This is a genomic window from Streptomyces nojiriensis (assembly GCF_017639205.1).
GTDB classification, from domain to species: Bacteria; Actinomycetota; Actinomycetes; order Streptomycetales; family Streptomycetaceae; genus Streptomyces; species Streptomyces nojiriensis.
Genome location: NZ_CP071139.1, coordinates 5,483,354 through 5,506,320 on the forward strand (window position 1 = coordinate 5,483,354; position 22,967 = coordinate 5,506,320).

General features: G+C 73.1%; 16 protein-coding genes. 13 read left to right on the forward strand and 3 right to left on the reverse strand.

The genetic code is table 11. The annotated features are described in order from the left end of the window. Window positions 1–37 precede the first annotated feature (37 nt). From JYK04_RS25715 to JYK04_RS25745, 7 genes are all read left to right on the forward strand, one after another. Window positions 38–1,756, forward strand: coding sequence for a glycerol-3-phosphate dehydrogenase/oxidase (locus JYK04_RS25715; RefSeq protein WP_189733280.1), 1,719 nt, complete (start codon window positions 38–40; stop codon window positions 1,754–1,756). A 332-nt stretch (window positions 1,757–2,088) separates the two neighbouring features. Beyond that, on the forward strand, window positions 2,089–4,488 hold the full coding sequence (locus JYK04_RS25720) for a serine/threonine-protein kinase (RefSeq protein ID WP_229874978.1): 2,400 nt from the start codon (window positions 2,089–2,091) through the stop codon (window positions 4,486–4,488). Between the two features lie 78 nt (window positions 4,489–4,566). Further along, window positions 4,567–7,035, forward strand: a complete 2,469-nt coding sequence (locus JYK04_RS25725) for a protein kinase (protein ID WP_189733278.1) — start codon at window positions 4,567–4,569, stop codon at window positions 7,033–7,035. A 125-nt stretch (window positions 7,036–7,160) separates the two neighbouring features. After that, the gene (locus JYK04_RS25730) at window positions 7,161–8,756 is read left to right on the forward strand and encodes a serine/threonine-protein kinase (RefSeq protein WP_189733276.1); all 1,596 of its coding nucleotides are present in this window, start codon (window positions 7,161–7,163) and stop codon (window positions 8,754–8,756) included. A gap of 114 nt (window positions 8,757–8,870) precedes the next feature. Then, a complete protein-coding gene (locus tag JYK04_RS25735; RefSeq protein WP_189733274.1) occupies window positions 8,871–10,502 on the forward strand; it encodes a succinic semialdehyde dehydrogenase in 1,632 nt (543 codons plus the stop codon). A gap of 11 nt (window positions 10,503–10,513) precedes the next feature. Then, window positions 10,514–12,307: a GMC oxidoreductase gene (locus JYK04_RS25740; protein ID WP_189733272.1), complete on the forward strand. Its 1,794-nt coding sequence runs from the start codon at window positions 10,514–10,516 to the stop codon at window positions 12,305–12,307. A gap of 189 nt (window positions 12,308–12,496) precedes the next feature. Continuing rightward, window positions 12,497–14,158, forward strand: coding sequence for an LPXTG cell wall anchor domain-containing protein (locus JYK04_RS25745; protein ID WP_189733270.1), 1,662 nt, complete (start codon window positions 12,497–12,499; stop codon window positions 14,156–14,158). Window positions 14,159–14,415: 257 nt separating this feature from the next. Here JYK04_RS25745 and JYK04_RS25750 read toward each other — a convergent pair whose 3' ends face one another. After that, entirely contained in the window at window positions 14,416–14,679 is a 264-nt protein-coding gene (locus JYK04_RS25750; RefSeq protein ID WP_030011742.1) for a chorismate mutase, read from the reverse strand. A 301-nt stretch (window positions 14,680–14,980) separates the two neighbouring features. Here JYK04_RS25750 and guaA point away from each other — a divergent pair, with 301 nt between their 5' ends. The 4 genes from guaA to JYK04_RS25770 all read left to right on the forward strand — a co-directional run bounded on the left by guaA (window position 14,981) and on the right by JYK04_RS25770 (window position 19,357). Next, window positions 14,981–16,567, forward strand: a complete 1,587-nt coding sequence (gene guaA / locus JYK04_RS25755) for a glutamine-hydrolyzing GMP synthase (RefSeq protein ID WP_189733268.1) — start codon at window positions 14,981–14,983, stop codon at window positions 16,565–16,567. Window positions 16,568–16,702: 135 nt separating this feature from the next. Beyond that, on the forward strand, window positions 16,703–17,464 hold the full coding sequence (locus tag JYK04_RS25760; RefSeq protein ID WP_189733266.1) for a class II aldolase/adducin family protein: 762 nt from the start codon (window positions 16,703–16,705) through the stop codon (window positions 17,462–17,464). A 102-nt stretch (window positions 17,465–17,566) separates the two neighbouring features. Beyond that, entirely contained in the window at window positions 17,567–18,823 is a 1,257-nt protein-coding gene (locus JYK04_RS25765; RefSeq protein WP_189733264.1) for a hypothetical protein, read from the forward strand. Between the two features lie 18 nt (window positions 18,824–18,841). Then, the gene (locus JYK04_RS25770) at window positions 18,842–19,357 is read left to right on the forward strand and encodes a TQO small subunit DoxD (RefSeq protein WP_189733262.1); all 516 of its coding nucleotides are present in this window, start codon (window positions 18,842–18,844) and stop codon (window positions 19,355–19,357) included. Here the strand turns inward: JYK04_RS25770 and JYK04_RS25775 are convergent. Together JYK04_RS25775 and JYK04_RS25780 are read right to left on the reverse strand one after the other, a co-directional pair. Next, on the reverse strand, window positions 19,303–19,527 hold the full coding sequence (locus tag JYK04_RS25775) for a hypothetical protein (protein WP_189733260.1): 225 nt from the start codon (window positions 19,525–19,527) through the stop codon (window positions 19,303–19,305). The genes JYK04_RS25770 and JYK04_RS25775 overlap by 55 nt on opposite strands. Beyond that, on the reverse strand, window positions 19,514–20,839 hold the full coding sequence (locus tag JYK04_RS25780; RefSeq protein WP_189733258.1) for a PspC domain-containing protein: 1,326 nt from the start codon (window positions 20,837–20,839) through the stop codon (window positions 19,514–19,516). The genes JYK04_RS25775 and JYK04_RS25780 overlap by 14 nt, the downstream gene beginning before the upstream one ends. 131 nt (window positions 20,840–20,970) lie before the next feature. Between JYK04_RS25780 and JYK04_RS25785 the strand changes: the two genes are divergently transcribed. Next, window positions 20,971–22,266 (forward strand): ATP-binding protein, encoded by a 1,296-nt coding sequence (locus tag JYK04_RS25785; protein WP_189733256.1) that lies wholly within the window; start codon window positions 20,971–20,973, stop codon window positions 22,264–22,266. Then, window positions 22,263–22,961: a LuxR C-terminal-related transcriptional regulator gene (locus tag JYK04_RS25790; protein WP_189733254.1), complete on the forward strand. Its 699-nt coding sequence runs from the start codon at window positions 22,263–22,265 to the stop codon at window positions 22,959–22,961. Before JYK04_RS25785 ends, JYK04_RS25790 begins: the two co-directional genes overlap by 4 nt. Window positions 22,962–22,967 lie beyond the last annotated feature (6 nt).

Consider the following 22,967-nt stretch of genomic DNA (forward strand, 5'->3'; position numbering starts at 1 on the left):
GTGAGCGGGATCTCACCCGCACCAACGGGAGGCAGCCGTGAGGACAGCGACACTGGGGCCGGTGCAGCGGGCCGAGGCCCTCACCCGGATGGCCGAGCGGGAACTGGACGTGCTGGTGGTGGGCGCGGGCGTGGTGGGCGCCGGCACCGCGCTCGACGCCGTGACACGCGGCCTGTCGACCGGCCTGGTGGAGGCGCGCGACTGGGCCTCGGGCACCTCCAGCCGCTCCAGCAAGCTGATCCACGGCGGCCTGCGGTACCTGGAGATGCTCGACTTCGCCCTCGTGCGCGAGGCGCTGAAGGAGCGCGGCCTGCTGCTGGAGCGCCTCGCCCCGCACCTGGTGAAGCCGGTGCCCTTCCTGTACCCGCTGCAGCACAAGGGCTGGGAGCGGCTCTACGCCGGCGCGGGCGTCGCGCTGTACGACGCGATGTCGGTCTCCAGCGGCCACGGGCGCGGCCTGCCCGTGCACCGGCACCTGTCGCGGGGGCGCGCACTGCGGGTGGCGCCGGCGCTCCGCAAGGACGCGCTGGTGGGGGCCCTGCAGTACTACGACGCCCAGATGGACGACGCGCGCTACGTCGCCACGCTCGTGCGGACGGCCGCCGCGTACGGGGCGCACTGCGCCAATCGGGCGAGGGCCGTCGGCTTCCTGCGTGAGGGCGAACGGGTGGTCGGCGTGCGGGTGCGGGACGTGGAAGGGGGGCGGGGGGCGACCGGGGAGTACGAGATCCGCGCGAAGCAGGTCGTGAACGCGACGGGGGTGTGGACGGACGACACCCAGGCGCTGATCGGGGAGCGCGGCCAGTTCCACGTCCGGGCCTCGAAGGGCATCCATCTGGTCGTACCGAAGGACCGGATCCATTCGAGCACCGGACTGATCCTGCGGACCGAGAAGTCGGTGCTGTTCGTCATCCCGTGGGGCCGGCACTGGATCGTGGGGACCACGGACACCGACTGGGACCTGGACAAGGCGCACCCGGCGGCGTCGAGCGCGGACATCGACTACCTGCTGGAGCACGTGAACTCGGTGCTGGCGGTGCCGCTCACGCGCGACGACGTCCAGGGCGTGTACGCGGGCCTGCGGCCGCTGCTGGCCGGGGAGTCGGACGCGACGAGCAAGCTGTCGCGCGAGCACACGGTGGCGCATCCGGTGCCGGGGCTGGTGGTGGTCGCCGGGGGCAAGTACACGACGTACCGGGTGATGGCCAAGGATGCGGTCGACGAGGCCGTGCACGGCCTGGACCAGCGGGTGGCGGAATGCGTGACGGAGGACGTGCCGCTGGTGGGGGCGGAGGGATACCGGGCGCTGTGGAACGGGCGGGCGCGGATCGCGGCCCGGACGGGGCTTCATGTGGTGCGGGTGGAGCACCTGTTGAACCGCTTCGGGTCCCTGACGGAAGAACTGCTGGACCTGATGGCCGCCGATCCGGGACTGCGCGAACCGGTCTCCGGGGCGGACGACTACCTGAGGGCGGAGATCGTGTACGCGGCCTCGCACGAAGGAGCCCGGCACCTGGACGACGTACTGACGCGGCGGACACGGATCTCGATCGAGACCTTCGACCGGGGGACGCGGTCGGCCCGGGAGTGCGCGGAGTTGATGGCGCCGGTGCTGGGGTGGGACGAGCGGCAGATCGAGAAGGAAGTGGAGCACTACGAGAAGCGGGTCCAGGCGGAGCGGGAGTCGCAGCGCCAGCCGGACGACCAGACGGCGGACGCGGCGCGGCTGGGGGCGCCCGACATCGTTCCGTTGTAACTCCGGGATGCGGAAGGGGGAACCGTAGACCCGGGGCGCCCGTCCGTTGCGGAGTGAGGAAGAATGAGGGTTCTGCCGGGGCGGGTTACAGCGGGCCCCGGCCGCCGGGTCGCTCAGCCGCTGGGGCAGGCGGAGCAGCGGCACGATCGCAGAGGGGACGCATGTCGAAGCCGGAGCACACCGAGTCGCCTGCCGGGTCGCCTGCCGGGTCGCCTGCGGCGAAGCCCAGCAGTGAGAAGTCCGGGGCCGGCGCCGCGGCTTCACCTGCGGGGTCGCCTGCGGCGAAGCCCGGCAGTGAGAAGGCTGTGGCTGCGCCCGCGGATGCCGGGCCGGTGGCTGACGCTGCGCCTGCGGCGAAGCAGGCCGGGGCCGAGTCGGCTGATGCCGCGTCCGAGGCGAAGCCGGTGCTGGGCAAGCCCGTGGCGAAGCCCGCCGGGGCCGGGCCGGCTGATGCCGGGTCCGGGGCGAAGCCGGTGCTGGGCAAGCCCGTGGCGAAGCCCGCCGGGGCCGGGCCGGCCGACGCCGTGCCCGCGGCTGCCGGGGCCGGGCCGGGCAAGGCCGCCGGGCCGGTTGCCGCGAAGGCTGCGGAGGCCGAGCCCGTGGCTGACGCTGCGCCCGCGGCGAAGCCGGCGCCCGGCGACGAGAAGTCCGCAGCGCCGAAGCCCGGGTTGAGCAAGGCCGTCGGCGCCGAGCCGGCTGCGAAGCCCGCGGGGAATCCCGTCGTCGAGAAGGCCGATGCCATGGCCGCCGCCGTCAAGGCCGCGGCGGCCAAGGCCGCCGCGGGCGGGGAGGACAAGGGGCGGTTGCTGGCCGGGCGGTACCGGCTGGGGGCCGTGCTCGGCAAGGGCGGGATGGGTACCGTCTGGCGGGCCCAGGACGAGACGCTGGGCCGGACCGTCGCCGTCAAGGAGCTCCGCTTCAGCACCGGGGTCGACGAGGACGAGAAGCGACGCCTCATCACCCGTACCCTCCGCGAGGCCAAGGCCATCGCCCGGATCCGCAGCGGCGGCGCCGTCACCGTCTACGACGTCGTCGACGAGGACGGCCGGCCGTGGATCGTCATGGAACTCATCGAGGGCCCCTCGCTCGCCGAGTTCATACGTGAGAACGGCCCCCTCACCCCGCACCGCGCGGCCGAGGTGGGCCTCGCGGTGCTCGACGTGCTGCGCGCCGCGCACGGCCAGGGCATCCTGCACCGCGACGTGAAGCCGTCGAACGTGCTCATCGCCGGCAACGGCCGTGTCGTCCTGACCGACTTCGGCATCGCGCAGGTCGAGGGCGACCCCTCCGTCACCTCCACCGGCATGCTCGTCGGTGCCCCCTCCTACATCTCTCCCGAGCGCGCCCGTGGCCACAAGCCCGGCCCGCCCGCCGACATGTGGTCGCTCGGCGGTCTGCTGTACGCCTCCGTCGAGGGAGTGCCCCCGTACGACAAGGGATCCGCGCTCGCCACGCTCACCGCGGTGATGACCGAGCCGGTGGACCCGCCGAAGAACGCCGGCCCGCTGACCGAGGTCATCTACGGCCTGCTCGCCAAGGACCCGATACACCGGCTCGACGACGCCCGCACCCGGGCGATGCTGGGCGCCGTCCTCGCGGCACCCGAGCCCGAGCCGGCCCCGGTAGCGGCTCCGGCGGCCGAGGAGACCCGGCAGATATCGCTGGCCGACGCCAAGGACGCCGTGGAGAAGGCCGCCGCGGACAAGGCGGAGAAGGCGGCCGAGCGGGCGGCGAAGAAGGAACGCGAGCGGCGCGAGCGCGAGCAGCGCGAACGCGCCCGCGCCGCGCTGAAGGCCGCCCGCAAGGCGGCGACGGCCGCGGCCGCCACCACGGCCGTCTCCGCCGCGGAGCCGCCGAAGTCCAAGCCGTCCCCCGTCAAGGCTCCGCTCACGGACGTCATGCAGCGCCGCACCATCGTGCTCGCGGCGGCGGCCGTGGTCGTGGTGCTGGCGGTCGTCGGCTCGCTCATCGCCTACGCCTTCAGCGGCGACGACAAGGACACCAAGGACGAGAGCAAGGGCGGCAACGGCAAGCCCACTCCGGCGGCCTCGGCCCCGAAGGACCCGGGCAGCGGCGGCGGCAGCGGCAGCGGCGGGACCGGGGAGACCTCTCCGAAGCCCTCGGGGAACACGGGGGAGACGGCCGGCAGCGGCAGTGCCGGTACCAGTACCGGTACCGGCGCCGCCACCGGCGGGCAGCCGGGCCAGGGCCAGCAGAGCCCGGGCGCGGGCCAAGGCCAGGGCGCCACGTCAGGTGGGGCCGGCGGCGCGGTCCCGGCGGGATACGCCATGATCCAGGAGTTCGGGTTCCACTTCTCGATGGCGATGCCCGAGGGCTTCAAGCAGATCGCCATAGCCGGCGACAACTCCGGCGGCATCTACGCCCGTGAAAGCGGCGGCTTCCCCAGGATCCAGGTCGACTACACCAGCAAGCCGGGCGACGACGCGCGCATCGCCTGGGTCAAGTCGGTTCCCGGCGTGGCCAGCGACAGCAAGGGATACCACCAGATCCGGATCGACCTGGTCGACTACCGGGGCTACCCGACCGTCGCGGACTGGGAGTTCGAGCGGGAGCAGAAGGGCATCAAGGTCCGTGTGCTCAACCGCGGCTTCAAGCTGGACGCGACGCACGGCTACGCCATCATGATCAGCTGTGCCGCCGACCAGTGGGACGGCCCCGAGTGCACGCAGATGCGCAACGTCGCCTTCGAGACCTTCCAGCCGCTCGGCTGACCTCGGGACGCGGGCGGCCCCGGCGACGTATCGTGTCGGAGGGGCCATGGGGAGCCCGCCGCACTCGGGGGAGGCGAAGTGGAGGAGTATGCGGGCCGGATCCTGGCCGGCCGCTACCGCCTGCCCCTGCCGCCGTCCGACGAGTACGAACTGATAGAGACCCGCGCCTTTGACACCCGCAGCGGGCAGGAAGTCCTGGTACGGCAGGTGCCGTTGCCGGAGGTCGTGGACGCCGAGCTGCTGGACGGGCCGCGGGCCGTTCCGGCGGCGCGCCGCTCGCCCGCCGATCTGCCGGCCGTGCGCCGCGCCATCGAAGCGGCGCAGGCCGCGGCTTCGATCCCGGACCATCCGCGGCTGGACCAGGTCTTCGACGTGTTCGCCGAGGGCGAGTCGCTGTGGATAGTGAGCGAACTGGTCCCGGCCCGGCCGCTGGCCGCGCTGATAGCCGATGAACCGCTGAGCCCCTACCGGGCCGCCGAGGTGGCCTCGGACGTACTGACCGCACTGAGGGTGCTGCACGCGCACGGCTGGACGCACCGGAACATCACCGTCCGGACGGTGCTGGTGTGCGAGGACGGGCGCGTCGTGCTGACGGGCCTCGCGGCCGGCGCGGCGGAGGAGGCCCTGTGCGGGTACGACCCCGTCCCGAGCGCCGAGGACACCGACGGCGGAGCGGCGGGGTGGGGTACGGCCACAGCCACAGCCCCGGTGTCGACTCCGGTGTCGACTCCGGCCCCGGATCCGGTGCCGGACCCCGCTCCGGCCGCCGCCGGTCCGGTGGACGTCGCGTACGCGCCGCTCGTGGCCCCCGGGTACGACACCGGGCCGCGGTACACCGATCACATCACCCCCGGCCGTCCGCAGGACCGTCCCGACCCGCAGGCCGCCGCGCGGGCCGGGGCCATCGCCGCCTACCGGGCCGGGGCGCGGGCGGCCGCCGCCCGGGTGATCGAGGAGCGCCGGGCTGCGACGGCCGAGATCGAGGCCGGTGCGCCGCCGGAGCGCCGCCCCGAGGGGTCGACCCTCCCGCAGGGGTACTCGTACCCGTACGGCGGCCCGGAGACCGGCGCCGCCCCATGGCACGGCGCGACCCCCCGCCGGGCGGAGCTTCCCGCGACCGCCCCGGAAACGGAGCCGGAGCCGGAGCCGGAGCCGGAGCTCGTACCCGACCCCCAGCCCGAGTACCGACCCGATCCCGATCCCGAACCCGCTCCCGATGCCGAGCAGGCACCGCAGGCACCGCCCGAGCGCACCGCCCTGCCCGCCCAACTCGCCCTGCCCCAGGGTTACCGGCAGGCCGATGTCCCGGCCCCGGCCGCCCCCGACCGGCCACAGCCCGCCGGCAACGGCTGGTCCGGCCCGCGGACCGGCCTGGACGCCGAGCGTGCGCGGCAGACCCGGATGGCCGTCGTCGGGGCCGTCACCGAGCGGTGGGCCCCCGAGCAGGCCGGCCCCGTGCACGGGCACTGGCAGCTCGCGGCCCCCGTCGGGCCCGCCACCGACCTCTGGGCGCTCGGCGCGCTGCTCTACCGCGCCGTGCAGGGGCACGCCCCGTACCCGGAGGACAGCGTCGCCGAGCTGGTCGAGATGGTCTGCGCGGAGCCGCCCGCCTTCGCGGAGGAGTGCGGGGCGCTGCGCCCGGTCGTGGAGTCGCTGCTGCGCCAGGACCCCACCGAGCGGCCCGACTTCGAGGAGCTCCGCGGCTGGCTGCGGTCGCTCGTCCGGTCCGCGCCCGAGCCGGACGCCGGGTTCGGTGCGCTTCCGATGCCGGAGCCGGATCCGGCGCGGCTGCCCGTCGTACGCCGCCGAGGTGAGGTCCACGGCCGCCACCGCAACCCCGCGGGCCCCCGCAAGCCGCGCGCCCTCGGCCGGAGCCTGCTCGTCGGGATCCTGGTCCTCCTCGCCGGCGGGGTGGCGTACGCGATGCTGTTCCTGCCCCGGTCCGCCGACCAGGAGCCCGCGGGCGATGCCCGGGGCAGCACCGCGCAGGCGCCGGCGAAGCCGAGCCCCTCTCAAGTCCCTTCGGGCACGCCCGAGTCCAAGCCCGCCCCGCAGACGACGGCGCCCGCCGAATCACCGGCGGCCCCGGCACCCGCCCCGGCCGGTTACACCACCCAGCAGGACCCGGAGCACTTCGAGATCGCGGTGCCCGACGGCTGGGAGCGCCGCGGAATCAATGAATCCGGTCAGGTCCGGTACACCGACGGGCAGTTCGTGCTGACCGTCGTCCCCGGCCGCGACAAGGTCCAGGGCAATCCGGACCCGGCGGCGTACCAGAAGGACAAGGAGCCGGAGCTGACCCCGTACCGGACGTCCACCTGGTCGACCGTCGGCGATGTGAAGACCACCAAGGTGGGCCAGCAGTTGCGCGCGACGGGCCGGTACACGTGGATCGACGGGACCGGCCGCAACGTCTTCGCCCGCAACTTCGTCGTGGCGCTGGGCGGCAGCTACCACGTCGTCCTGGTCACCGGTCCGGAGGACGAACAGTCCAAGGTCACCGAGGTCTTCGAGAAGGCCACGGCGAGTTACAAGGCGGGCGGTTGAACGGATACTGACGACTGATCAGTACGGCGATTGCGTCACAGTGCCGTCTTTCGGCGCCCGGGCGGTTCCGGCAGCCCCTCCGGGCTCCGTAATCTGGCCTGAAGTGCAGAGAGCGGCGGGATTTCGTGGAACAGCAGACAGGTGGGGGCGCCGTGTTGGCGGGCCGGTACCGGCTCGTCGAGCCGATCGGCCGGGGCGGCATGGGCAAGGTGTGGCGTGCGCATGACGAGCTGCTCCACAGGACCGTCGCCGTCAAGGAACTGACGGCGGGTCTGTACGTCGCCCAGGCCGACCGGGACGTCATGCACGCCCGGACCCAGAAGGAGGCCCGGGCCGCGGCCCGGATCCAGCACCCGGCGGTCGTCACCGTCCACGACGTCCTGGAGCACGACGACCGGCCGTGGATCGTCATGGAGTACATCGACGGGCCCTCCCTCGCGGACGCGGCCAAGGCGGCAGGGCGGATCGAGCCCCGCGAGGCGGCCCGGATCGGCCTGCACGTGCTGGGCGCGCTGCGCGCCGCGCACGCGGTCGGCGTGCTGCACCGCGACGTGAAACCGGGCAACGTGCTGCTGGCCAAGGACGGCCGGGTCTTGCTCACGGACTTCGGGATCGCCGCGATCGAGGGCGACTCGTCCATCACGCGCACCGGTGAGATCGTCGGCTCCATCGACTACCTCGCGCCCGAGCGGGTCACCGGTGGCATCCCGGACCCGTCCTCCGACCTGTGGTCGCTGGGAGCCACCCTCTACACGGCGGTGGAGGCCCGCTCCCCGTTCCGCCGTACGTCGCCCATCTCCAGCCTGCAGGCCGTGGTCAACGACGAGCCGCCGGCGCTGCGCCAGGCCGGGGCGCTGGGTCCGATCATCACGGCCCTGCTGCGCAAGGATCCGACGGAGCGCCCCTCGGCCGAGGAGGCCGAGCGGATGCTGCTGGAGGCGATGGAGGGCCGCGAGCCGAAGGCCGCGCAGGCGTACGTGCCCACGCGCGCGGTGACACCGGAGGAACTGGCCCCGGCGCAGGAACGGTTCGAAGTGCCGGTTGTGCCGGCGGAGCCCGCGCCGACGGCCGCGCCGGCGGAGCCCCTGGTGCCCGCGGCGACCACCACGACCACCTCCGACCCGGCCCGGGGCTGGCGGGGACGGGCCGTGGTCGTGGCCCTGGTGGCGGCGCTGCTCGGCGGCGGCGGTGTGTTCGGGGTGCTCAAGTACACCGGGGACACGGGGAAGGACGAGGCCCCGGACAAGGTGGCCACCTCGGCGGGCCCCCCGGCGGGCTGGACCAAGGTGACCGATCCGACGGGCTTCAGCCTCTTCGTCCCGGAGGGCTGGACGCGCCAGATGGACGGCGACCAGATCGACTACACCCCGGACAACGGGAAGCACTTCATCCGGATCGCCGCCGACCCCAGCCCGGACTACCCGAACCCGTACGCGCACCTGCTCGACCTGGAGAAGCAGGTGCAGAAGCGGCTGGACTACAAGAAGGAGCGGCTGAACCAGAACACCTTCCGGGACAGCACCCGGGCCGCGCTCTGGGACTTCAGCTGGACCGAGAAGGGCACGCACGCCGGACCGCGCCGGGCGATCGAGCAGATGTACATCGCCCCGGACGACACCGAGTACGCGATCTACATGTCGGGCCCCACCGCGGACTGGAACACGACCCGCCAGCAGTTCGACATCGTGCTCAGCGGCTGGGAGCCGCCCGCCGAGCCCTGATCGGGCCTTGGTCGGGCCTGATTCCGGCACCCTGCCAGCGATCGCTGGCGGAAATGGCAAAATCCGGTTACCGGCGGGTACCCAAAGGCTGTCCGGCGCAATACGCTCACCGGCATGACGGACTCGCAGGCCCCCGCCGCCCCCCTCCGGACCGCACCGGAGCCCACCAACCCGGTCGCCCCGGCCCCGGCCGGTGCCCGCACCGCCGCCGACGTGGTGACCCCCGACCTGGTCGCCCGGCTGACCCGCGGAGTGATCGGATCCGGCCGCACCGCCAACCACACCCCCTTCACCGGGGACCGGCTGGCAGAGCTCCCGGAGGCCACCCCCGAGGACGTGGCCGAGGCCTTCGACCGGGCCCGCGCCGCCCAGCCCGCGTGGGCGGCGGTCCCCGTCGCCAAGCGGGCGGCGGTCCTGCTGCGCTTCCACGACCTGGTCCTCGACCGGCAGGCCGAGGTACTCGACCTGATCCAGCTGGAGACCGGCAAGGCCCGCCTGCACGCGCACGAGGAGGTCCAGGCGGTCGCCGTCTCGGCCCGCCACTACGGGCGCAAGGCCCCCGGCTACCTGCGCCCCAAGGGCCACACCGGCGCCATGCCCACCCTCACCAAGGTCACCGAACTGCGCCAGCCCCGCGGGGTCGTCGGCCAGATCGCCCCCTGGAACTACCCCCTCGAACTGTCCGTCGGCGACGCCCTGCCCGCCTTCGTGGCGGGCAACGCGCTCGTCATGAAGCCCGACACCGAGACCGCGCTGACCGCCCTGTGGGCCCGCGACCTGCTGATCGAGGCCGGCCTGCCCGCCGAGGTGTTCCAGATCGTGCTCGGCGAGGGCCCCGTCGTCGGCCCCGAGGTGGTCCGGCACGCGGACTACGTCTCCTTCACCGGCTCCACCCGCACCGGCCGCGAGGTCGCCCGGGGCGCCGCAGACCGCCTCGTCGGGGTCTCCCTCGAACTCGGCGGCAAGAACGCCATGCTCGTGCTGCACGACGCCGACATCGAGAAGGCCGCCGCGGGCGCCGTCCGCGCCTGTTTCTCCTCCGCCGGACAGCTCTGCATCTCCATCGAGCGGCTCTACGTCCACGCCTCGATCGCCGACGCCTTCGTGGAGCGGTTCGCCGCCCGTACGAAGGCCATGCGGCTCGGCGCCTCCCTCGCCTACGGCGCCGACATGGGCTCCCTGGTCGGCGAGCGCCAGCTGGAGACCGTACAGCGGCACGTGGACGAAGCCGTGGCCAAGGGCGCCACCCTCGTCGCCGGCGGCACCGCCCGCCCCGACATCGGCCCGCTCTTCTACGAGCCCACCATCCTGGACGGCGTCGAGGCCCCCATGGCGGTGTGCGGCGAGGAGACCTTCGGCCCCGTCGTCTCGATCTACCGCTTCACCGACGAGGACCGGGCCATCGCCGAGGCCAACGCCACCGCGTACGGCCTGAACTCCAGTGTCTGGACCAAGGACGCCCGCCGCGGCCACGCCGTCGCCGCCCGCCTGCGCACCGGCACCGTCAACATCAACGAGGGCTACGCCCCCGCCTACGGCAGCGCCCAGGCCCCGATGGGCGGCATGAAGGACTCCGGCCTCGGCCGCCGCCACGGCTCCGAGGGCATCCTCAAGTACACCGAGGCCCAGACCGTCGCCCACCAGCGACTGCTCCCGATGGCGCCCTCGCTGGGCATGGACGACGAGAAGTACGCGGCGTTCATGACCCGCAGCCTCAAGGTCATGAAGGCCCTCCGACTCCGCTAGGGAGCAGCACCGTGTCTGAGTCCGAGTCGGCATCTGATTCCTACGACTACGACGTCATCGTCATCGGATCGGGCTTCGGCGGATCGGTCGCCGCGCTGCGCCTGACCGAGAAGGGCTACCGGGTCGGCGTCCTGGAGGCCGGACGCCGCTTCACCCGCGAGAGCCTGCCGAAGAACAGCTGGGACCTGCGCAACTACCTGTGGGCCCCGGCCCTCGGGCTGTACGGGATCCAGCGGATCCACCTGCTCGGCAACGTGATGGTGCTCGCGGGCGCCGGTGTCGGCGGCGGCTCGCTCAACTACGCCAACACGCTGTACGTGCCGCCCACCGCCTTCTTCGAGGACCGGCAGTGGGCCTCCATCACCGACTGGCGCGAGGAGCTCACCCCCTACTACGAGCAGGCCAAGCGGATGCTCGGGGTGCGCCTCAACCCGACCATGACCCCCTCCGACGTCCACCTCAAGGCGACCGCCGAGAAGATGGGCGTCGCGGACACCTTCCACATGGCCCCGGTCGGCGTCTTCTTCGGCGACGGCGACGACGGCGAGGGCCAGCCCGGGGTCCGGCCCGGGGACGAGGTCCCCGACCCGTACTTCGGCGGCGCCGGCCCCGCCCGCAAGGCCTGCACGGAATGCGGCGAGTGCATGACCGGCTGCCGGCACGGCGCGAAGAACACCCTGAACGAGAACTACCTGCACCTCGCCGAGCGCGCCGGCGCCGTCATCCACCCGATGACCACCGTCACCGCGCTCTCCGACCACCCCGGGGGCGGCTACCGCGTCCGCACCGTCCCCACCGACGGCCGCCGCCGGGGCCGGGCGAAGGTGCTGCGCGCCCGGTACGTCGTCGTCGCGGCGGGCACCTACGGCACGCAGACCCTGCTGCACACGATGAAGGACCGCGGCGAGCTCCCGCGCCTCTCGCACCGGCTCGGGGAACTGACCCGGACCAACTCCGAGGGCCTGGTCGGCGCGCAGACCGACGACCGCCGCTACCGCAAGCGGCACGGAGGCGACCGCCGCGCCGACTTCACCCGGGGCGTGGCGATCACCTCCTCCGTACACCCCAACGCCGACACCCACATCGAGCCCGTCCGCTACGGACGGGGCTCCAACGCCATGGGGTTCATGACCGTCCTCCAGGTCCCCCACAGCAAGCACCGGGTCCGTGCCTGGCTCGGCCGGACCGTGCGGCACCCGGTGCAGCTGGCGCGTTCGCTGTCCAACCGGCGCTGGTCGGAGCGGACCATCATCGGCCTGGTCATGCAGTCGCTGGACAACTCGCTGACCACGTACCGCAAGCCCGGCGGGATCGGGAAGGGCCTGCTCACGGCCCGCCAGGGCCACGGCGCCCCGAACCCGGTCCAGATCGCGGAGGCCACGCAGGCCGCGACCCTGCTGGCCGAGGAGATCAACGGCTTCCCGGGCAGCAACATCGGCGAGCTGATGGGGACCCCGCTGACCGCGCACTTCCTGGGGGGCTGCCCGATCGGCGCCTCGCCCGACGAGGGGGTCGTGGACCCGTACCACCGGCTCTACGGGCACCCGGGCATCTCGGTGGTGGACGGCTCGGCCGTCTCCGCGAACCTCGGGGTGAACCCGTCGCTGACGATCACCGCGCAAGCGGAACGGGCGATGTCGTACTGGCCGAACAACGGCGAGCGGGACCCGCGGCCCGAGCAGGGGGCCGCGTACGTGCGCCTGGACGCGGTGGAGCCGGTCCGTCCGGCGGTGCCGAAGGAGGCCTTCGGCGCGCTGCGGCTGCCGTTCATGGCGGTCCCGGAGGTTCCGCCGCGCCGGCCGTGAGGAATCCGGAACCGCTGGTGTGACAGCGGTGGGTACCGCGCTCCCCCTCCGAGCGCGGTACCCACCGCGGTACATACGTGACAGATGTTCAGCCTTGATGGTTGTACCGGAATCCGCCGTGCCGGGCTGTGGCGTCGATCACACGGTGAAGTGTGCAACTGCGACTGATGTTCGACAGTCAACGGCTTCATGAGAAAGCGCATCTCGTTGCTGGCAGCCGGCGCCCTCGTGGCCCTGGGGCCGGCCACCACTCCCGCACACGCCGCGGACCCCGTCTTCACCCTGGCCGGACCGGCCGGGATCGGTCTGCGCCCGCACCCCGGGCAGAGCGGTGAGCCGCAGAAGACCTCGGTGGAGTTCCGGATCGTCAACGACTCGGCCAAGACGTTCGACCGCCAGAGCACGTTCACGATCGACCTGAGCGGCCTCAAGGGCGTCGCCGACGTGGCGCTCGCGAAGGAGAAGGGCGCGGACTGCACGCTCACGGCCGCGGCCGTGACCTGCAAGCGCTGGGCCCTGTGGACGGGCGACAGCGCCGTCGTGAAGCTGGACCTCAGCGCGGCCAAGGACAGCAAGGCCGGCGCGAGCGCCGACCTGACGGTCACCGGCGCGGCGGAAGGCGCCACCTTCAGGTCCGCCACCACCAAGGTGCGCGTCGGCGGCCCCGACCTGGTGCTGGAGCGGGCCCGGCTGAAGGCGGATCAGAAGCCGGGCGACCGGCAGAACCTGTCGATCATCTTCGCCAACGAGGGCACCGACCCCGTCAACGGCGTGGTGCTCGAAATGCGCACCACGCACGGCATCGACCTGGTCGAGCAGTACGACAACTGCTCCTACTCCGACGACACCGGCTCCGGCCGGCCGTGGACCACGGGCTGGACCACGGTGCAGTGCCTGCTGGAAGGCGAGTACGAGCCCGGCGCGGTCTACGGCGTCGACGGCCCGCTGACCCTCAAGGCCGCCCCGCACGCCTTCATCGACGGCCTGACCTACGCGGTGTACGCGGCCGGCGACCAGCCGAAGGCGGCGAAGAACCGCGCGCCCGCGGCCGCCCGCACCAAGCTGGCCGCGGCGAAGCAGGCACCCAAGGCCGCGGCCCGGTCCGCCCAGCAGCCGGCGGACCTCGACCCCTGGGACAACATCCAGGAGTTCGACTTCGCGACGCGCAACACCGCCGACCTGGTGGCGACGGGCGTGTCCCTCAAGGGCAAGGCCGGCGAGACGGTCACCGCCGACTTCGGCTTCCGCAACGACGGCCCCGCGTGGGTCGCCTACCTGCGCTCCCACGAGGCCGTGGCCCGTACCGACATCGTGATCCCGGCGGGTGCGAAGGTCACGAAGGTCCCGGCCGGCTGCACGGGGGTCAACGCCGACGGCACCCACCGCGACCAGACCCTGGGCGCGCCGCGCTACTTCTGCTCCACCGGCCATGTCGTCGGGGAGAAGGAGACCTTCACCTACCCGTTCCAGCTGAAGATCGAGAAGGTCGTGGCCGACGCCAAGGGCGCGATCACGGTCGGCCAGTGGACGCCGGAGGGCACCACGGGCCAGCGCTGGGACCCGAACCACGCCAACGACAAGGCGGCCTTCGTGATCAACGCGAAGGACACCGGACCGGCCCCGACCACAACCCCCACCACCTCGGCCACGCCGGCCCCGACCGGCTCCGCGACGCCCACCGCGACTGCGACGCCGAGCGCCTCGGCCACCGGCACGGGTGTCACGCCGAACGGCGGCCTGGCCTCCACCGGCAGCTCCGCCCAGGCGATCGCGCTCGGCGGCGCGGTGCTCCTGGCCGTCGGCGGCGGGCTGTTCCTGGCGTTCCGCCGCAAGGCGGGCGGGCACGCGTAACGCCCGACGACGCAGAACGGCCGGCCCGGGGCGTCCCCTGGGCCGGCCGTCCTCTACGGGGTGACCGGGCTGCTGTCCCCTGCCGTCCGGTCACGCGAAGGAGCGAGGTCCCACGACGCACGCTCCACGGGGCGTGCGTCTCATCGCTCCAGCGGATCCACGCGTGGTGTTGCGGTTCCGCGGCTGGCTGACGCGGACACCCTCACCAACGAAGGGCCCCGGGGCCGGTCACGGTCCGGACGGGTGACGAACAGCCGTCACACGCGCCCCCGGCACAGTTCCAGCAGGGTCATGGCGAGGGCGGTCCCGGGCTTTCCGAGCGCATCGCTCCAGTGGGACAGCACCTCCATCTCGCGCGACAGGTGCACCCGGCGCCCTCCGGACGCGATCCGCGCGTCCTGGATGACCGTCGAGACGGCCATCCGCTCCTGGATCAGCCCGATGATCCGGTCGTCGAGGGCGTCGATGCGCGCACGGGAGTCGGCGATCAGCTGCTCGGGGGTGGTGGTGATCGTGGTCATGGCGTTCTCTCCTGTGGGTCGTGTCGTGCCGGCAGGAGCGGAAACGCGCAAGCGCCCCGGTCCTGTCGGACCGGGGCGCTTCCGGGAAGTCAGTGGCTCAAGCGAGCATCACGAGGACCCATGGCGACCGGACCGACCGGTGCCATAGGTAAAGACGAAGCTCAGCTGCTTGCGCATGGAGGGGATTATTACCTTCCTCCCGCCCCCGGGCCAAGCCGATTCGGATGGTGAGACGAAGAGGGCCCGGCGTCCCCCGTTAGAATCGACAAAACAGCCACCTCTTCCGCCGGAAGGCCGCCCCGTGCCAGAAGCACCCTCCGCCGCCCACGACAGCGCCCCGGACACGGTTCTCGTCGTCGACTTCGGCGCCCAGTACGCCCAGCTCATCGCCCGCCGCGTCCGCGAAGCACGGGTCTACAGCGAGATCGTGCCGAGCTCGATGCCCGTCGACGAGATGCTGGCCAAGAACCCCAAGGCGATCATCCTCTCCGGCGGTCCGTCCTCCGTGTACGAGGAGGGCGCCCCGCAGCTCGACCGTGCGATCTTCGAGGCCGGCGTCCCCGTCTTCGGCATGTGCTACGGCTTCCAGCTGATGGCGGTCACCCTCGGTGGCACCGTCGACAACACCGGCGCCCGCGAGTACGGCCGCACCCCGCTGGCCGTCTCCAAGGCCGGCTCCACCCTCTTCGAGGGCACCCCCGACAACCAGTCGGTGTGGATGTCCCACGGCGACGCCTGCTCCGCCGCCCCCGAGGGCTTCACCGTCACCGCGTCGACGAACGTCGTCCCGGTCGCGGCCTTCGAGAACGACGAGAAGAAGCTGTACGGCGTGCAGTACCACCCCGAGGTGATGCACTCCACGCACGGCCAGCAGATCCTGGAGCACTTCCTCTACCGCGGCGCGGGCCTCGCCCCCACCTGGACCACCGGCAACATCGTCGAGGAGCAGATCGCGGCGATCCGCGAGCAGGTCGGCGACAAGCGCGCCATCTGCGGCCTCTCCGGCGGCGTCGACTCCGCCGTCGCCGCGGCCCTCGTGCAGAAGGCCATCGGCTCGCAGCTGACCTGCGTCTACGTCGACCACGGCCTGATGCGCAAGGGCGAGACCGAGCAGGTCGAGAAGGACTTCGTCGCCGCGACCGGCGTGCAGCTGAAGGTCGTCGACGCGCAGGAGCGCTTCCTGACCGCGCTGGCCGGCGTCTCCGACCCGGAGACCAAGCGCAAGATCATCGGCCGCGAGTTCATCCGCGTCTTCGAGCAGGCCCAGCTGGAGATCCTCCAGGAGGACGGCCCCGCGGTCGCCTTCCTCGTGCAGGGCACCCTGTACCCGGACGTCGTCGAGTCCGGCGGCGGCACCGGCACCGCCAACATCAAGTCCCACCACAACGTGGGCGGGCTCCCCGACGACATCGAGTTCGAGCTCGTCGAGCCGCTGCGCCAGCTGTTCAAGGACGAGGTCCGGATGGTCGGCCAGGAGCTCGGCCTGCCCGACGAGATCGTCCAGCGCCAGCCCTTCCCGGGCCCCGGCCTCGGCATCCGCATCGTCGGCGAGGTCACCAAGGAGCGCCTGGACCTGCTCCGCGAGGCCGACGCCATCGCCCGCCACGAGCTGACCGCGGCCGGCCTCGACCGCGAGATCTGGCAGTGCCCGGTCGTCCTGCTCGCGGACGTCCGCAGCGTCGGCGTCCAGGGTGACGGCCGCACCTACGGCCACCCGATCGTGCTGCGCCCCGTCTCCTCCGAGGACGCGATGACCGCGGACTGGACGCGCATGCCGTACGAGGTGCTCGCCCGGATCTCGACCCGCATCACCAACGAGGTGCCGGAGGTGAACCGGGTGGTCCTCGACTGCACGAGCAAGCCCCCGGGCACCATCGAGTGGGAGTAGTCCCACCCGGTCCCACCCGGAACGCCGTGAAGCCGCCGCCCCGCACCAGCGGGCGGCGGCTTCGCCGTTCCTCTGGCCACTTGGCAGGGCCCCGGGTACCTTGCGCGGCGAACCGAGCCGTTCGAAGGAGCGCCCATGCCGGACCAGCCCGTACCCGTGCCCGTGGAGCGGCTCGGCTTCGAGATGCCGCCCGTGCACGACACCGCCGACGCGGCGCGCGCCCACCGCAAGGAGCGGCTCGCCGAGGCACTGCGGCTGCTGGGCCGCCTCGGGTACGAGGACGGGGTGGCGGGGCAGATCACCGCACGGGACCCCGAGTTCGAGGACTGCTACTGGGTGAACCCCTTCGGCCGGGCCTTCACCGCGCTCACCGCCGACGACCTGCTGCTGGTCGACGGCGACGGCCGGGTGGTCCGGGGCGGGCGCCGGGTCAACCAGCTGGCCTTCGCCGTGCACGCGGCGATCCACCGCCGGCGCCCCGAGGTGGTCGCCGTCGTCCGCGCGCAGGGCCCGTACGGCCGGGCCCTCGCGGCCCTGGGCGAGCTGCTGGCCCCGATCACCGAGGAGGCCTGTGCCTTCTACGAGGACCACGCGCTCCTCGACGAGTACTCCGGGGCCGACGAACCGGAGCGGACCGCGCTCGCGCTCGGCCCGTACAAGGCACTGGTCCTGCGCAACCGGGGGCTGCTGACCGTGGGGGACTCGGTGGACGCCGCGGTCTGGTGGTTCATCGAGGCGGAGCGGGCCGCGCAGGTGCAGCTGATCGCCCGGGCCGCCGGGAAGCCGGTGCCCATCGACCACCGCGCCGCGGCCCTGACCCGCGGGCGGTTCGGGTCCGATCTGGCCGCCTGGGTGAGCTACCAGCCCCTCAGGGAGCTGGTGGCGTCAACATCATGAACCGTTAATCACCTGCTCTGACATCGTGCGCAATCCGGAGCACTGCCGCAGTGGTGCACAATTCGCTGGCATTGCACCGTAGTTCAGAGAGGCGGCACGTACGTGGCTGTCCAAGAGATGTCCCGCGGTACCCACACCACCGCCTGCGCCTGCGACGAGTGCGCCCGCGAGGGCCACCGACGCGCGGTCACGGCGTTCCTCGAGAAGCGTGACGAGTTCGCCTCCGGGCAGGGCGTGCCGGCCGCCGTGGCCCACTCGCTCGGCGCCTCCCGCCAGTGGGTCTCCGACGAGCTGACCCTGTCGGCCCGCACCGTCGCCGACCGGGGCCGGGAAGCCGGGAACTCCTGGCTGTACCTGTTCTCCCGGCGGGCCGTCCTCGCCATCTGGATCGCCGCCGGGGTCCTGCTGCTGGTGCAGGTCGCCGCCGCGCTCGGCACCGGCTGGTCCACGGCGCGCACCGCCGGGCTGCTGGCGGCCCTGGTGCTGGCCGGGCTGCTCACGGTCGCGGCCCGCGCCCAGTCCGTGCGCGGCGGGCTGCTGGCCCCGCTGGTCGGCGAGGACAACCGGCTGTCCACGTCGAAGGCGGTGCCCAGTGCCTGGGTGGTGCTGACGGCCTTCGCCACGCTGCTGCCCGCGCTGCGGCTGGCCACCTCGGCGCCCGGGCCCGAGCGGCAGGCGCTGTACGCGGGCCTCGCGCTGGACCGGGCGCTGCCGCTGCTGGCGGTGGTCTCGCTGACCTCGGCCGTCGCGGTGCTGGTGCGCCGCGTGGTCTCCGTACGGATCATGGGCCAGCGGCTGCAGAAGCTGCCGGCCGACCGGCCGCGCGGGGTGGACCTCCTGACGGACGACGCGGGCCGCGGGAGCTTCCCGGACGCGCAGTACGTGCTCGTCTCGACGGTGGTGCTCGGCTACGCGGCGGCCTCGCTCGCGCGTTTCCCCGCCCGGCTGCCGCAGCTGCCGTGGGCGCTGGCCCTGCTGGTGGCGCTGTCGGCCGCGGTGTACCTGGCGGCGAAGTACGCGGAGGGCAGCCGCCCGCTGGTGCTGTCCGTGGTGCGCAGACGGGAGCCCGGGGATCTGGACGCGGCCGTCCGCCCCGGGGACGACATCGAGATCCGGGGCGTGGGCTTCGTGCCGCCCGGGGCGCAGACGCCGGAGATGCTGGCCCGTCTGGTGGTACGGGTCGGGGCGGTGCACGTGCACGTGCCGCTGGTCCCGGTGGCGGGCGGATTCACCAATCCTTCCGACGCCGTGCTGACCGTGCCGGTCCCGGCGGAGGTGGAGCCCGGGCGCGTCGAGATCCAGGTGGTCACGGCCGCAGGGGTGGAATCCAACCGCTGCACCATCGATGTTGCCGAGTGATGGGGGTACACATGTTCCGTGAACCGAACCGATGTTCTTGAAACCGACGCCCCTCGCGAGGTCGTGGGCCTGCGCGAGCTGGCCTCCCGGCACGCGCTGCTGCCCCTGCGGCTCTTCCTCGGCGTGACCTTCGTGTACGCCGGTCTCGACAAACTGACCGACCCGGCGTTCCTCTCCGCCTCCGGCGACGGCTCCATCGGGGACCTGATGCGCGGGGTGCGCGACACCTCCGCGATCCCCGGCCTCGTGGACCTGTCGCTGAACGCGCCCGTCGGCTTCGCCGTCGCCCTGGCCATCGGGGAGATCCTGGTCGGCCTCGGGGCCCTGGCCGGCCTGCTGACCCGCATCGCGGCCGTCGGCGGGGCGCTGATCGCGCTCAGCCTGTGGCTCACGGTGTCGTGGGCGGTGACCCCGTACTACTACGGCAACGACCTGATCTACCTGATGGCGTGGACCCCGTTGATCCTGGCCGGGGCGCCCTACCTGTCGCTGGACTCGGTGATCCGGTCGCGCCTGTCCCGGCGCACGGCGTAGGTCACCAGCCCGGCCAGCGCGGCGAGGGTGAGGCCGCCCATGGTGATCGGGACGACCGCGAACCAGGGCAGGTCCGCCTCGCCGGTGCTGTCGAGCAGGTAGAGCACGCCCGCCACCAGCAGGGCCAGCCCCGCGATCAGCCGTCCCGGCTGGAACTCATGACGCCGCACGGGCCACCTCCACCTGTCCGAAGTCCGCACCGAGGTGCAGTTCGATCGTCCCGCCGGCCTCCGTGCCGGCAGCCGGCGCGAGGGTCTCCTTGCGGTTCTGCGCTCCGGCCCGCTCGATCCGGTCCGCGCGGTCCCCGGGCATCTGTACGTCGCCCACCCGCCGGATGGTGACATCGGCCAGCGCGGTGACCTCCCGCGGCAGGACCACCTTGAGCCGGCCCGCTTCGATGGACGCCCCGACGGCCACGGTGGTGCCCTTCGGCACGTCCAGGCGGCTCAGGTCCAGCGTGGCGAGCCCGGTGCCCGCCTCGTACACGGGCTTCACGTCGGCCACTGCGGCCGGACGCCACTCGACCTCCCGCCAGTCCGTGCCGATCTCCTGGGGCAGGACGGCCGCGCCCGCGAGCAGGCCCGCGGTGCACACGGCCAGCACGACCGTGCCGAAGCCGGTGCGTCCCAGCAGGGAGCTGACCGCGAGGCCCAGACCGAAGACGACCAGTGCGGCGGCGAGCCCGGTCTGCAGGGCCTCGCCGAGCGGATTGCCCTCCCAGGTGGCGGCGGTCCCCGCGATCCCGGCGAGCAGCGCCAGTACGAAGACCCGGCCGCCGATGCCGCCGCGCGGGCGGGCCGGGGCGGCGGGCGCCTTCGGGGACGAGCGCGGGGAGCGGCCGGTCGGCACGGGGTCCGCGGTGTCGTCGGGCCCCCACAGGTATCCCGTTCCGCCGACCGGGCCGGTCGTACCGTCCTTGACCAGCGGGTCCCGCCACCACGACGGGCCGCCGGGGGTGGGCGGAGCCTGCGTCTCCGGCGGGGCGGGCGAGTGCGCGGCGCGGGGGGCGCTGCCGGCCGCGTCGGGTGCCTGCGCCTCGGGCGGGCCGGTGTGCCGCCTGCGCTGCGACCAGTACGAGGCCCCGCCCAGCGCCAGGACGACCAGCACCGAGAAGGCCGCCAGCCCGCCGTTGTCCAGCATCGACAGGAACAGCGCGCAGCCCACCAGCGCGGCGAACACCGCCGCCAGCGTGGCCCCCTCGACCCGGCCGGTCAGCAGCTTCTTCGCCTCGCTGTCCTCCTCGCCCTCCAGCGGGAGCAGCAGCCACGCGAAGCCGTAGAAGATGAGACCGACGCCGCCGGTGACCGCGAGGACCCCGAGGACGATGCGGAAGACCACCGGGTCCAGGTCGAAGTACCGGCCGAGGCCGCCGCACACACCCGCGAGGACCTTGTCGCGCTTGCTGCGGCGCAGGAGCGGCCTGCCGTCGGCGGCCCGCGGGGCCCCGGGTCCGGCCGGCGGGGCGTCGTGTACTTCGGTCATGGGTCCATGGTGACGGGCCGCGGAAGCGGACGGCACCGGGCCCTACCCTGGTGCAACCCTGATATCCCCCGGGTACAAGTGGGGGGATGCCCTGATGACCGGCCCCCGCCGGGCGTGTGACCCTTGGTGACATGCCCGTAGCCGCCGCTCCCCGTACCCCGCACGCACCGGACGCCGACGACGTGCCGCAGCGCAAGCTCTACCGCAGCGCCGACGGCCGGATGCTCGGCGGTGTCGCGCGCGGTCTCGCCGGGCACCTCGGGCTTCCGGTGGGCTGGGTCCGCCTGGCGTTCCTCCTGCTGTTCATGTGGGGCGACGGGCTGGGCGTGCTGCTGTACGCGGCGTTCTGGGTCTTCGTACCGCTCGGCGTCGGCGGCCGGACCGGGCACCGCTCCTTCTTCGAGACCCTCCCCGACGGGACCCGCCGGGTGCGCAAACCCGACCGGGGGCAGATCACCGCGCTGATCGCCCTGTTCATCGGTGCGGGCATCTTCATTTCCAAGGTCCAGCTCGGCGGCGCGTCCGGCCGGTACGTGTGGCCGACGCTGCTGGTCGGGGCCGGGGTCGTGCTCGTATGGCGGCAGGCCGACAACGCCCGCCGCGCCCACTGGTCCACGGCCGCCGAACGGCGCGGACGCCTCTTCCAGGTCGCGCGGGCCCTCGCCGGTGTCGTCCTGGTCGGGGTGGGCCTGACCGTGTTCATCGTCGTACGGGGCTCCGCCGCACAGCTCGGCAACGTCCTCACCGCCACCCTCGCCGTCCTCGTCGGCGTGGCCCTGCTCGCCGGACCCTGGCTGATCCGGATGACCCAGGACCTGTCCGAGGAACGCCTGATGCGCATCCGCGCCCAGGAGCGCGCCGAGGTCGCCGCCCACGTGCACGACTCGGTGCTGCACACCCTCACCCTGATCCAGCGCAACGCGGAGGACGTCTCCGAGGTGCGCCGCCTCGCGCGGGCGCAGGAACGCGAACTGCGGAACTGGCTCTACAAGCCCGAGGGCACCGGCAAGGAGGAGGCGGAGGAGCCGGCCACCCTCGCGGAGGCCGTGAAGAAGACCGCCGCCGAGGTGGAGGACCACCACGGCGTCCCGATCGAGGTCGTGGTCGTCGGTGACTGCCCGCTCGACGAACGGCTGGCGGCACAGATCCAGGCCGCGCGCGAGGCGATGGTCAACGCCGCCAAGTACGGTGGCGAAGGCGGGCCCGTACAGGTGTACGCGGAGGTGGAGGGGCAGACGGTGTTCGTGTCCGTACGGGACCGGGGACCGGGCTTCGACATCGACGCGGTACCCGGCGACCGCATGGGCGTACGAGAATCGATCATCGGCCGGATGCAGCGCAACGGCGGGACCGCACGGCTGCGGTCCGCGCCCGACGGCGGCACGGAAGTCGAGCTGGAGATGGAGAGGGCGGCGAACACAGGATGACCGAGGCCGGAGAGAACGCAGGCGCGGCGGAGACCAGGCGCGTCCGCGTGGTGCTCGTCGACGACCACAGGATGTTCCGTACGGGGGTGCAGGCCGAGATCGGCGAGACCGACCGGACGGGCGTCGAGGTCGTCGGCGAGGCGGCCGACGTCGACCAGGCCGTCACCGTCATCACCGCCACCCGCCCCGAGGTGGTCCTGCTCGACGTGCACCTGCCCGGCGGCGGTGGCGTCGAGGTACTGCGGCGCTGCGCCCCGCTGATGGCGGCGGCCGTGAACCCCGTGCGGTTCCTGGCGCTGTCGGTGTCGGACGCGGCCGAGGACGTCATCGGGGTCATCCGCGGCGGTGCGCGCGGGTACGTCACCAAGACCATCACCGGCACCGACCTGGTGGACTCGGTCTTCCGGGTGCAGGACGGGGACGCGGTGTTCTCGCCGCGGCTGGCGGGCTTCGTGCTCGACGCGTTCGCCTCGACGGACGCGCCGCCGGTCGACGAGGACCTGGACCGGCTCACGCAGCGCGAGCGCGAGGTGCTGCGGCTGATCGCGCGCGGGTACGCGTACAAGGAGATCGCCAAGCAGCTCTTCATCTCGGTGAAGACGGTCGAGTCGCACGTCTCGGCCGTCCTGCGCAAGCTCCAGCTCTCCAACCGGCACGAGCTGACCCGCTGGGCGACGGCCCGCCGCCTGGTCTGAGCCCCG